At 47.2% G+C, this 12,673-nt stretch carries 10 protein-coding genes; 1 reads left to right on the top strand and 9 read right to left on the bottom strand.

What is annotated here, in order from left to right:
* Positions 1–89 precede the first annotated feature (89 nt).
* Positions 90–1,148, bottom strand: a complete 1,059-nt coding sequence (locus NV381_RS31945) for a response regulator transcription factor (RefSeq protein ID WP_258217359.1) — start codon at positions 1,146–1,148, stop codon at positions 90–92.
* Positions 1,126–2,958: a sensor histidine kinase gene (locus tag NV381_RS31940; RefSeq protein WP_258217358.1), complete on the bottom strand. Its 1,833-nt coding sequence runs from the start codon at positions 2,956–2,958 to the stop codon at positions 1,126–1,128. The genes NV381_RS31945 and NV381_RS31940 overlap by 23 nt, the downstream gene beginning before the upstream one ends.
* A gap of 227 nt (positions 2,959–3,185) precedes the next feature.
* On the opposite strand from NV381_RS31940, the gene NV381_RS31935 reads away from it, so the two are divergent.
* Entirely contained in the window at positions 3,186–4,472 is a 1,287-nt protein-coding gene (locus NV381_RS31935; RefSeq protein WP_258217357.1) for a glycoside hydrolase family 18 protein, read from the top strand.
* Positions 4,473–4,814: 342 nt separating this feature from the next.
* Here the strand turns inward: NV381_RS31935 and NV381_RS31930 are convergent, their stop codons facing one another.
* The 7 genes from NV381_RS31930 to NV381_RS31900 all read right to left on the bottom strand — a co-directional run bounded on the left by NV381_RS31930 (position 4,815) and on the right by NV381_RS31900 (position 12,645).
* Positions 4,815–5,792, bottom strand: coding sequence for a FecCD family ABC transporter permease (locus tag NV381_RS31930; protein ID WP_258217356.1), 978 nt, complete (start codon positions 5,790–5,792; stop codon positions 4,815–4,817).
* Complete coding sequence (locus tag NV381_RS31925; RefSeq protein WP_258217355.1) at positions 5,793–6,812, bottom strand: FecCD family ABC transporter permease; 1,020 nt, start codon at positions 6,810–6,812, stop codon at positions 5,793–5,795. It abuts the gene before it with no gap.
* A 23-nt stretch (positions 6,813–6,835) separates the two neighbouring features.
* Positions 6,836–7,840, bottom strand: a complete 1,005-nt coding sequence (locus NV381_RS31920) for an ABC transporter substrate-binding protein (protein WP_258217354.1) — start codon at positions 7,838–7,840, stop codon at positions 6,836–6,838.
* A 142-nt stretch (positions 7,841–7,982) separates the two neighbouring features.
* Complete coding sequence (locus NV381_RS31915) at positions 7,983–9,614, bottom strand: helix-turn-helix domain-containing protein (RefSeq protein WP_258217353.1); 1,632 nt, start codon at positions 9,612–9,614, stop codon at positions 7,983–7,985.
* A gap of 256 nt (positions 9,615–9,870) precedes the next feature.
* The gene (locus NV381_RS31910; protein WP_258217352.1) at positions 9,871–10,071 is read right to left on the bottom strand and encodes a twin-arginine translocase TatA/TatE family subunit; all 201 of its coding nucleotides are present in this window, start codon (positions 10,069–10,071) and stop codon (positions 9,871–9,873) included.
* Between the two features lie 87 nt (positions 10,072–10,158).
* On the bottom strand, positions 10,159–10,887 hold the full coding sequence (tatC, locus tag NV381_RS31905) for a twin-arginine translocase subunit TatC (RefSeq protein WP_258217351.1): 729 nt from the start codon (positions 10,885–10,887) through the stop codon (positions 10,159–10,161).
* A 36-nt stretch (positions 10,888–10,923) separates the two neighbouring features.
* Positions 10,924–12,645 carry a GMC family oxidoreductase gene (locus NV381_RS31900; protein WP_258217350.1) on the bottom strand — a complete coding sequence of 574 codons (1,722 nt, stop codon included), beginning with the start codon at positions 12,643–12,645 and terminating at the stop codon, positions 10,924–10,926.
* Positions 12,646–12,673 lie beyond the last annotated feature (28 nt).

The following is a 12,673-nucleotide window of genomic DNA, read 5'->3' as shown; positions in this document are numbered from 1 at the left end:
TGTGTTTAAAGGTAACAAGTTGTGCTTTTTTGACACATTCGATCCTCCTAAGTTCTAAATATAAATAAGACGTGCAAATGCTGCACGTCTTATTTATTGCTTAACCGTTTCTTATAGTCGTTGGGCGATAACCCGCAATATTTTTTAAACGATTTGGAAAAATGCGGATAGTCCGTGTAGCCTACAGTAAAGGCGACCTCGTATGTCTTGCTCTCTGCAGCTTCCAGCAGTTCCTTGGCTCTCTCCATACGAAGCTTGATGACGTAATCAATGAAGCTAAGTCCAAGCTCATCTTTGAAGCATCTGCTGAAATAAGAGTCGGACATACCGGCCTCATTCGCAGCATGGGAGAGGGACAGATGCTCATTCGTATAATGAGCTAAAATATATTCAACCGCCTTCTGAATGCTCTGATTTTGTCCCCAATTACGCATATTACGAATCTGATCTATGTAAGCTGCAACACTCTCTCCCGCACGAAGCAGCAGCTCCTCGGCAGAGACAGCAGCAGGAGTGAGCAGCGGCTTCGAAAGCTCCTGCAATTTACCGCTGCTCTGGGCAATAAGCTCGGCTTCTGCCAAGACAAGCGCATCCTCCAGTTGCTCGGAGCATTGCGCGACGGTCAATCCGCGACTCAACAGCTGCTGCTGATAATCCGTCAGGTGCCGCAGTGCTTCCGTCTCTCTAACCATCCACAAGTCATCGGCAATCAAGGCGGCAATACCTCTGCATTCCCAGAGCCTCTGTCCCCGTTCCTTGATGCTTCTCCCTCGCTGCTCCAAACGCGCTGCCGCTTTGCCGAGCAGATCCTCCAGCTGCTCCTGCCGGACCGGCTTGAGCAAATAATCCATGATCCCTTGGCGCATTGCCTGCTGCGCGTACCCAAAATCATCATAGCCGGATAAAATGACAATTTCCGTTACCTGTTCCCGGCTGCGGATTTCTTTAATAAGCTCCAGGCCATCCATAACCGGCATGCTTATATCGGTGATAATCAAGTCTGGCTTCAGCCGCTCCCATAGAGCAAGCGCCTCACTCCCATCTTCCGCTTCACCCAAGACGTGAAATCCATGTGAACTGCCATTAATTAGCTTAGTCAGACTACGCTTGATCATCACTTCATCATCAACTATTAATACGTTGTACATCTTCTTCACCCTCTCTCCAGTTGATCATTTTGAGCCGCATCTCAATAAGGGTTCCTGTCACATCGGACTTGACGATATATAACCCATAGGACGGTCCAAAGCTAATTCGGATGCGTTGATGTACATTCCATAGACCAATGGTATCAAAGACTCCGCTAACATCCCCGTTTTGCGGCAGCCCCCTGCTATCGTCCATCATAAAGGCTTCATTGTACCGTTCCATAAGCTTGCTGTCCATTCCTTGTCCCCGGTCTTCAATGCACAGCATATATTGCCCATCCTGGAGCTTGCCGCTAATCCCTATGTAGCTTGGCTTTTGCTTGTGAGCTTGATAGCCGTGCTTAAACGCATTCTCCACAATCGGCTGAATCATTAGCCGCACTGCTTGTATTTGAGAAAGCAATTCGTCCTCCACACGAATCTCTACTTGTAGAGCATTGAAGCGCTCCTGTTGAATTTCCAGATAGGTGCGGATATACCGGATTTCATCCATTAACGTGACCGCTTGCCCAGGGTTACCAACGCTGTATCGGAAAATATCAGCCAATGAAGTAGCCATCCGGCTAATCGGCTGAACATCCTCGATAATCGCATAGGAGTTAATAATCTCCAAAGTATTATAGAGAAAATGAGGATTGATCTGCGATTGCATTACCTGCAAAGCCGATTCCCGCTGACGTATTTCCATCTCCCGCTCCTTCATATGGGAAGTTTGCACTTCCTCAATAAGCAGGCCAATTTGACTGACCATACGGTTGAATCCCCGATTCAAGCCTCCCAATTCATCATTCCTTCTCTCAGGAGCCTTGACGCTGAGATCTCCTTCTTCCGCACGTCGCATAAGCCGCTGCAGATGGGATAATGAACGTGTTAAATAGAAAGAGAAGCCTCCCGTTATCATTAACGCCAGTCCTACCAGCAGGAGGCCGACCCATAGGGTAACATTCCTCAGGCCAATCATTTTTCCATTCAATTCCTTTAATGATACTTCGGAAACCAGAGTCCATCCCGTCATCTGGGAGCGTTCATATATAATAAGCCGATTGTCGCTCTGAGCCTTCTCCACGTAGTACCCTCTCTGGCTAGCCTTCAGCATTTCACTGAGCTTGGGTGTTTGAGCGGGTACTCCCCACTTCTCTCTCTGAGGGTGGTAGACGATCCGTCCATCCGCATCCATAATCCATACGAACCCGCTTTCCCCCAGCTTGATCTTCTCGCAAATTTTAATGATTTCATTGAGCCTGGCATAAACGATCAGCATCCCGTTGGATTGATAGGAGACCGTATCCAAAAACTTGCGGGCAATCGTCAAAACAGGGATTGAATCCATATATTCGATGCCCACAATCCGGTAATTTCGATCACCCAGCAACGCATCCTTATACTGTTCATAACTTGCTTTGGCTGCCGTAGCACTATAGCTTGCGGTAGCAATGCCATTCTTGGATACAATCGATAGACCATAAATATCAGGGCGTCCGAAAGTAATGTTTGGAAACAGCTCGTCGGATATTTTTTTGCTGATGAGGAACCTTTCGTACTGGTCCTCAGGCCCAAGCTTCATGAAGGATTGAATCTGTGGATGCAGCAGCAGCGGGTAGGTTATTCTCTCCAGGTCGGAGAAATACCCATCCAGCTGAGAATTGATTTGCCCCATTAGCTGCTCACTGTAATCGATTGCGTTATGCTCAATGCTCTCCGAAGCCTTTACATACCAAAGCGTGCCAAAGGTAAGCAGCGGAACACATAAAAAGAAAAGAATAAGCAGCACCAGCTTCGTTTTTATTGATAGCGCTTTCTTGTTAAACAATTCTCCACCTCGCTGCTGCAGATTAATAATAATGTCTATTTAAAAGTAGCACGAAATGGTTATGGTGGGAAGTGCCTAACCCTTTTACCCTTTAACCAGTCAGCACACATAAAATGTTGAAAAGACTCTTGGTATAGACAGACACCCATTTGGGCTATTCCGCATACTCTATCCAATAATGAAAATATCGTGATTTACAAATCTAATCCTTACAAGGAGGGGGAACTATGCAAATTCACGTCGTGCAACAGGGCCAGTCACTCTATCAGATTGCCAATACTTATGGGGTGACGGTTAAGGAAATAACCGATGCCAATGAAATTTCTGCCGAAAAATCGCTAGTCGTAGGACAGGCATTAGTCATTCCTATCGTCGGAACGTATTATTGGGTGCAGCCTGGCGACAGTTTATACAGCATAGCCAACAAATTAGGCGTCCCTGTTCAGACACTGGCATCAGTCAACCATTTAAACACGAATCAGTCACTAAATGCCGGAATGAGACTCTATATTCCACCAGCACCGCACCGTAAAGCAGAAGTTAATGCCTACCTTGAGCCTAGAGGACATGAAATTTCCTCCGAGCTGCTGCAGTCCGCAAGGGATACCGCACCTTATTTGACCTATCTTGCTCCCTTCAGCTTTCGCATCAATCGAGACGGATCTCTGCAAGCGCCGCCTTTGAATGGTCTCAATGCGATTGCCCGCCAGCACAATGTTACCTTAATGATGGTCGTAACCAATTTGGAGAAGGACCAGTTCAGCCCCGAGCTCGGCTCCATCATTTTGAATGATGAACAGGTGCAGAACCAATTGCTGAATAATATAATACAAACAGCAAAAGATCTGAATTTTCAAGACATACACTTTGATATCGAACATCTTCATCCGGATGATAGAGACGCTTATAACCGCTTCCTTCGCAAAGCTTCCGGCATGCTGCATCGCGAAGGTTTTCTGATGTCAACTGCTCTGGCTCCCAAAACAAGCTCGGCTCAAACAGGTGCATGGTATACGGCTCATGATTATAAAGTGCATGGGGAAGTTGCTGACTTCGTTGTTATTATGACCTACGAGTGGGGATATAGCGGTGGTCCAGCTATGGCTGTTTCGCCTATCGGTCCGGTTCGCAAGGTTTTGGAATATGCAATCAGTGAAATGCCTGCTTCCAAAATCATGATGGGGCAAAATTTATACGGATATGATTGGACATTGCCGTTTGTACAAGGCGGTCCATTTGCCAAAGCCTTAAGTCCGCAAGCTGCCATCGATTTGGCCAGAAATCAGCATGCACGAATCGAGTACGATTATGTAGCGCAAGCTCCGCATTTCAGTTATTGGGATCATTCCGGCAAGCAGCATGTCGTTTGGTTCGAGGATGCGCGTTCCATCCAAGCCAAGTTTAATTTATTGAAGGAATTAGGACTTCGAGGAATCAGCTACTGGAAGCTCGGCCTGAGCTTTCCGCAAAACTGGCTGTTGATCGAGGATAATTTCAATGTGGTTAAGAGATAGGCTGATCCATCTATCATAATCTTGGAGAGGCTGTCCCAAAAGAATATCATTGAATGAGTCAGTCCCAAACGATGTTCAAAGACGCCTCCAAAACCACCATGTAAGCGGAAATGGAAGCGTCTTTTTCGTAGGGAAATTCCCCTCAGAGTGGGGGTTCGAAAATCCAAAAATGAGTTCGGCCGCTTTTTGGTTGTTGCTTATATTAAAGTGGAATTGAGGGCTCTTTTGCTACCATCTATTCAGGATAAAAAGGTGGAGGGGTTGTCTCACAATGTCTTTTGGGACAGCCCCATGAATAAGATTTATTGCAGGGATGTGTCGCACCCTAACGGCACATGAGCATTACCCCAGCTTCCTCCGCAGCAGCAAATACAAAAAGTAGGGAGCACCGATGAGGGAAGTCATAATCCCGACTGGAATTTCAATAGGGGGCATAATAATCCGTCCCGCTGTATCGGCAGCGATCACAAGTACCGCTCCCAGCACAGCCGAAGTCGGCAGGATATAACGAAAGTTCGCCCCAACCAGCAGTCTGGCAAGATGCGGAATGACCAAGCCGATGAAGCCGATTGCACCTGCTACTGCAACAACACTTCCCGCAAGCCCAACCGCAACGGCTATCAAAAAAAGACGCGTGCGATCAATCCGCATCCCTAAACCACGCACCGACTCCTCATTCAGAAGAAGCGTATTTAAGTGCCGGCAGCTGAGCAGGGCCAATACAGTTCCAACAATCGTCCAAGGCCACACCATTTCGACATGCTCCCAAGAACGAGCATAGAGGCTGCCCTTTAACCAGACGAGCGCTTGGGCCGCTGTAGGTGCGAACTTCACAATTAGCAAGGTGATAATCGCATGCAGCCCTCCCGTTACCGCGACCCCGCATAACGTAAGTCTCTCCGGCTTCACTCCATTCCGATAAGCCAGCATGTATATTAAGAGACTCGCGCCCACGGCCCCGGCAAAAGCATATACAGGAAGCATAACTGCCGAATATTGAGGAACTGCCAGAATCATAATAACTGTGACCAAGCCGCCTCCGGCTGTGATTCCCATTAAATCAGGGGCCGCAAGCGGATTTCGTGTCACGCCCTGAAGTATCGCTCCCGACAGCGACATATTGATGCCTATCAGCATGGCAATAACAAGGCGAGGAAGCCTGTACATGTAAATCACGCCATCCTGGGAAACCAATTCCTCCAGCATTTGGCCAAAGGGAGTTTCCACCGCACCCAACCGCAAGCTTAGCACCGCAAAAATGGCCAGAAGGACACAACCTGTAATCATTGTTAAGAGAAATCGCCTCTTCTGATCTCGCATTTAACCTCCCCCCATTCTCCTGCGCATCAAATAAAGAAAGAAAGGCGTACCCAATAAAGCAGTAAGAATCCCGACCGGTGTATCGGTAGGATATAGCACCCATTGACTTCCAATATCTGAAACCAGCAGCAAGGTGGCACCTGTCAGCGCAGAGATGGGAATTACAATTCGATAATCTGTACCTACCCAGGACCTTACGATATGAGGAACAATCAACCCTACGAACCCAATCGGTCCAGTAAGAGCAACCGATCCTCCGACAAGGACAATAACGATAAGAAAAGCAATCCGTCGAACCCGTACAACATTTTGCCCAAGCCCATGAGCAGCGTCTTCTCCCAGTGAAAAAATGTTAAACTGATTCGCCAGCAGCATGCTGCCTATCGCAGCAGGGACGAAGCTGACCAGACTTAAGCTTACATCCGTCCATGTCGCCCCTGACAATTTTCCCGCCATCCAATATAAAATCTCCGACAATTTGTCATCAAACAGGATAATAAATCCCGTTGTCAAAGAAGCCATAAACATCGAAACCGCGACCCCAGCTAACACCAAACGCATAACCGTGTATCCCGCCAATCGGGATAAACTGTAAACGATGCTTCCTCCTGCGGCCGCACCGATGAAGCCTGCAATAAGAATTGTAGCCGTAACATCCTTCATACCGAACATGACCAATGACAAAACGACAAAGAAGGACGCCCCCTGATTAATGCCCATGATTTCGGGATCAGACAAGGGGTTCCTTGTAATTCCTTGCAATAAGCAACCGGCTATAGCGAGCCCCGAACCTACAATAATAGCCAACAGGACACGCGGCAGCCGAACATACCATACCTTGTACACCAGCAAATTCGATGTATCCAAGCTTAACAATTCCCCTGCCTGACGCCAGCCCAAGCCCTTAACACCCGCCACAAGACCAATAAGAATGGCAGCAAGGAGAACTGCGGTCAAGCCCACACTCAAAAAGGGAACAGACCAAGTCTGCCCCTGTCTGCCCGACAGCAGTCGATTCACCGTTCACACTACCTCCCGCGAGCTTATTTTACGCCTGTCATAAATTTCACAGCTTGATCCACAATCAGATCTGCGGCAAGCGGACCCCGTCCCTTAGACCAAAGATCCCTGTTGACTTCTACCGCTTTATTCTCTTTAACCGCCTTCAAGTTTTTATACAGCGGATTATTCAGCCATTTGCCGGGATCGCCATACATAAACACGTAATCCGGATTAAACTCGCCCAAACGCTCCAAACTAAGCTTGGCAATATCTGTTTTGCTTTCTGCAGCAGACAGATCCTTCTTGCCTTCAAACAAATATTGCGTGCCCATCTCGGTCATCAAGGAACCGATAAAAGACGATTTTAGCCAAACGGTAGAATCATCCTCGAATGCTCCTACGACCAGCACGCTGGGCTTGTTTTTCACTTTCTCCTGAGCTGATGAGATTTTGTCTGCAATGCTTTTCTTCACCTTATCTGCCTGCTCTTTCTTGTCCAGAACATCCGCAAGATTACTAAAGTTGCTTAATACTGCCTGATAGCTGCCGTCATCCAAAGCAATCGTCGGAGCAATTTCGGCCAGCTGGGTCTTGATCATTTCATGGCGGTTCGGGCTTGCAATAATAAGATCAGGCTTAACCGATTTGAGCACTTCCAGATTCGGTTGTTTGGCTTGCCCTACATTAACTACGTTCTTTGCATTGAAACGGTCTTTGAGGTACTCAGGGAAACTCGATTCACCGATACCTACAGAGGCGACCGGATTGATTTCCAATGCCGTAAGCATGTCAATATAAGAAAAATCTAACGCTACTATTTTCTGCGGAACCTTTTTTAATTGGGTTGTTCCCCATACGTGCTTGATCGTTTTTTCTTCCGAAGCTGCAGTACCTGCGCTTGTGGCTGCGGAGCCTTCGCTCGCTTTAGCAGGAACAGCCGACGTACCTTCACTTGCCGGCTTGGCGGAACCGCATCCTGCCAGAAAAGATAGACTCAATAATAACCCTGCCCCCACAACAAGCAGCGGCTTTCTAAATGTAAACATTAAAACTTCCCCCTCCATATATAATTTCTCTCTATCAATTAACAATGAGTATCATTCTCATTCAATGATCATTCAACAGTATATATGAAAGAGCAATCATTTAGCTATGAAGATTTTTGCTCAATTATTTGAACATTTTTGTCTATCTCGCTTCCTGAGGCACAAATAAACGGACAGCCTCATCGATCACCAACTCATGACTTGATGCGGAGTAGTCGATCCAAGGATAAAGTGCGATATGTATACATTGATTGTTTTTAACCGCGGTCAAAGCTTGCCACTCAGCACTCTCAACTAATTTTCGCTTCATTTTTTGATCCTTCTTATGGGGCGATCCCATCAGCAGAACATAATTGGCATCAAAGTTCGGCAATTCTTCCAATGTGATCGTTTTCCTCCATTTGATAGCACGTACGTTCTGTGGAGGCGTAAGCTTCAAATCCTGGTACAGCGTGCAGCCAATATTTCTGTCCATGCCGTACACTCTTAATTTGCCGCCGACAATACGAAGAACAAGTATGGTTTCTTCCCCGATATTCGCTTTTATGAGTTGGCTCGCCTGCTCTGCTTTTTGCTCATAATCTTGCAGCCATGCCTTTGCTTCCTTCCTTCTCCCGACAAGATCGGCAATTCGGTACAAGCGCTCGCGCCATGGTATGTCCCAATACGGAATAGTAACCGTAGGAGCTGCATGAGACAGCTCTTTATGGAGCTTGGCCCATTCCTCGTCACACAGGATTAGCGTTGGCTTCAAGCGGACCAAATCTTCTATGGAGGTTTTGCTGTCCACAAGTATCGGGGATGGCGTCTCTTCATTCTGATTGTGAATAGGGAATGCTTCGGCTCCTCTTGCCATAACAGCAGCATGCGGTCTAATACCTAAAGCCAGAAAATCGCCGTTGAAGGAATGCCTCATAGTAACGACAATGGTTCGGCTCATTTTGACATATTCCGTTGGGGAGTAGCCAGTCTCCTTCTTAAACATCCGGCTAAAATACGATTCCTCTTTATAACCCAGATACTGGGCTATTTCATAATAAGAGTTTTGAGAATAAACGAGCAGCTCCTTGGCCCGGTTCATTCGCAGCTTCGTCATATAAGCGTTGGGACTGAGCCCTTTCAGTTTCTTGAATAGGCGGGAGTAGTAGCTGGGACTAAAGCCCGCCAGCCCGGACAATTCCTCAAGCGGCAGGTTTTTCGTGTAATGCTGATGCATATATTCAACCGTCCGTTCCACACCATTCCGCTGCTGATCGATGCCACCCTCAATTTCCAAAGCGGCCAGATACAGCAGCTCATGAAGCAAGCCCTTCTGACGGTACTGCTGGCGTCCTCCGTTCCCCTCACTCCTGCTGCCATATAGCTGCTCAAATAAATAAAGCACCTGCGGCTGGTGATGATGTACAGGCACTTCTCCATTGAGCGGAAATAAGTCACCTTCGGCACGATAGACATAATCTTTGTCTGTTTTTCTTAATGGGGTTTGATAGGTAAAACTTACTGTATAAAAGATCAAAGGAACCGCAGAATCCGATGCAGCTTGAAACTTCTGCCCTTTCGAAAGAAACAACAAATGCCCCGCTCCAAGCCGGAAGGTTTCTCCATTGAGCTCAAATATCGCCGTTCCCTTATGAACGAGCCATATTTGGCAGAACGGCATAATTTGGGGCTGGCAGCTCCATTGCGGCAAGCACTCGGTTAGCTCCACGTCTGTCACATGGATGATCAGCTCATTAAGCTGGGTAAATATATCGTTTGGCATCATAGGCATCATCTTTGTTCCCCTTGTACAATCGCATAAGATGGAAAAGCCGAAAAAAGCAAACTTCTCGAAAGAATAGCTTTGTTCCATTCTAACATGTACGGCATCGTTTCGTAGATTTTGAGGAAAAACAAATGGACCTCTCCTGTTTTCAATTGCAACCAAGCCAAAAAGCACTGACATATGGTCAATGCTTTTGTAGGCAGATACTGTGCTATAAAACTTGAAGCTAAATGAGGTGGTGGACTTGAAGTCCGTTCCTCCTCCCTTACGTCAGCTTCTTGATTTCGTTAGCTGCAGGCTGTTCGGGCTGCTCGACATCTTCTACCATCCCGCGAGTGGAATTGCGGAACTCACGGAGTGTATCACCGAAAGCTCTGCCAAGCTGAGGCAGCTTCGAAGGCCCGAATAAAATTAACGCAATGGCCAATATAAGCACCAATCCGGAAACACCAATATTGTTGAACATAGCTCTTATCCTCCTATGAGTTTCGCTTTAGCGAAACCTGTATCGTATGCAATTCACTGGCTTTCGTTGTATCTTTTCACGGTACTGTCAACCGTTTGCCGGGCTTTCCTGTGTCATCCGCCACTGTCTGCCCGAAACGAAGACGCTAATTTCAAAGAGCATAAATAGAGGAATCGTAACCGAAAGATGAGACAGCATATCCGGCGGAGATATACATGAGCCAAGGATAGCCAGCCCAACATAGGCGTATTTGCGCCCCGTCTTTAATCGTTCGGGTGTAAGCAAGCCGATTCGTGTCAAAAACAGCATGACTACAGGCAGCTCGAAAGCCGCTGACATAGGGAGCACGACATCGAACAGAAACGAGAAGTATTTGTCAATGCCGTACGTTTCTACAGCTCCAATCGTACTGTTCATATTTTTCATGAAGCGCAGCATCATCGGAAATACGACCAGATAGCTGAACGCAAGACCAATCAAAAACAGCATGAATGACGCCGGCACATAAGAAAGCGCGCCTTTCGCTTCCTTATCGGTCAAGCCCGGACGAACGAATGCCCACAGCTGGTACAGCAGGATTGGCAGTGTGAACAGCAGAGCGAACAGCAGAGCGCACTTCATATAGATCAGCAGCCCATCCGTGAAAGAAAACACATTCCATTCGATGCCTGCTGCTCCAGGCTGCGATTTAATAAATCGCAATATGCTAGGCGAAACATACAAGCCAATACATAAAGTTGCTACAAACCACCCGAATACGAGCAGCAGCCGTTTACGTACTTCCGTCAAGTGAAAAATCCAATCTTCTTGCTCCATGCTCCATCTCACACCCATTCGAAGCCATGCTCACCGTTACACCACGATGCCGCCCTGCTTCATATATTTGGAAACCCCTTCAGCCGCCCTGTATGCAAGAGCTCCTACCGTTCCCGTCGGGTTATAGCCGCTGTTGTGAGGAAATGCAGACGCCCCAACGACAAACACATTTTCAACATCCCACATCTGCAAATAGCTGTTAACTGCGGATGTCGAAGGATCGGCACCCATGATAGCGCCCCCCGTGTTATGCGTAGATTGGTAAGGGACAATGTTGTAAGGCCCTAACGTACTGTTCGAACCTATCGTAGTTGGATTCATTTCCTTCATGATCCCTGCTGCCTTCTCGGCCACAAATTTGATCATTTGCCGATCCTGCTCTTCAAAATCAAAGGTAATTCGCATGAGCGGCAGTCCATAAGCATCCTTGTATGTAGGATCCAAATCCAGATAGTGGTGTTTCCATGGCAAGCTGCTGCCCTGCACACCCACATTCAAAACGCTGTTCGCATACTTGATTGATTTCTGTTTAAACTCTTTGCCCCAGCTAGGCGTTCCCGCGGGTACCGAATTATTGGCAATTGGCCGCTGTCCCGGCTGCGCGAAACGAATACCTGCTCCATGGATGAAGTTGAGATTGGTATGATCAAAGTTATCTCCATTGAAATCGGGAATTTCCATTCCTAACGAACCGGCTCCCGCATACAAATTGAATTCCTTGTCATCAAAAAAGCCAGTCGCACTTCCGCCATTCGTTTGATAGGCATAGTTCTTACCGATAACTCCTTTACCCGATGCAGGATCATAAGGCTGACCCAATTTCGAAGTTAACAGCAATCTGACGTTATTAAACACATAGCCGGTTAGAATAACAATATCGGCTGGCTGCTCGTACTCCTCGCCTGATATTGTGTTTACATAAACAACTCCGGTTGCCTTTTTGCCGTCATTTAAAACCTTGGTAACATTCGAGTAGGTTCGCAACTCGAAATTTCCAGTTTTTTGGGCGACCGGCAATACCGTTACAACAGAGTCCGCCTTCGCTCCGTATTCACAGCCAAACCGCTCGCAAAACCCGCAATATTGACAGGCTGCACGAGTAATGCCGTCAGGATTCGTATACTGCTCAGACAAATTAGCGGAAGGCCACATATAAGGATGATAACCAAGCTTCTTGGTCGCCTCCTCGAACATCTTAATAGTCGGCGTTCTAATCATCGCCTTCGTTGGAAATGGATTGGCGCGCTTACCGACCATCTCATTTTGTTCAGGATCACCGGAAATTCCGGCCATTTTCTCAAATTTTTCAAAATAGGGCTCCATTTCATCGTAGGTAATGCCCCAATCTTGAATTATCATGCCATCAGGTATTTTACTTTTCCCATAGCGCTCAACCGTTTTACTGTAAATTTGAAAATCGTAGGGAAGAAACCGGAAGGTTTGCCCGTTCCAATGCACACTCGCTCCGCCTAAGCCCTCTCCGAGCAAAAAGGAGCCATGCTCCCGCATCGGCACTGCTGCTACCTTCTCCGTATTGCGGAAGGTTATCGTTTCCTTGGCCAGATCCTGCATCAGATCCAACCTTTGAGCATAGCGAAGCTCGTCATGCACCATGTAATAATCTTCTGTACTGCGCGGCTTTCCTCTCTCCAATCCGACAACCTTGACGCCCTGCTTGGTTAACTCAGCGGCAATTATACCTCCTAGAAATCCCATCCCAACTACGACGACAGGAACCTTCGGCATTTTAGTAGCCATGATGCATGCCTCTCTTCTGTTTTGTTTG

The sequence above is a fragment of the Paenibacillus radicis (ex Xue et al. 2023) genome (assembly GCF_024722015.1).
In the GTDB taxonomy this organism is placed as follows: Bacteria; Bacillota; Bacilli; order Paenibacillales; family NBRC-103111; genus Paenibacillus_S.
Note: the sequence above shows the minus strand (reverse complement) of the source record. Positions and strands in the feature narration are given on the sequence as shown.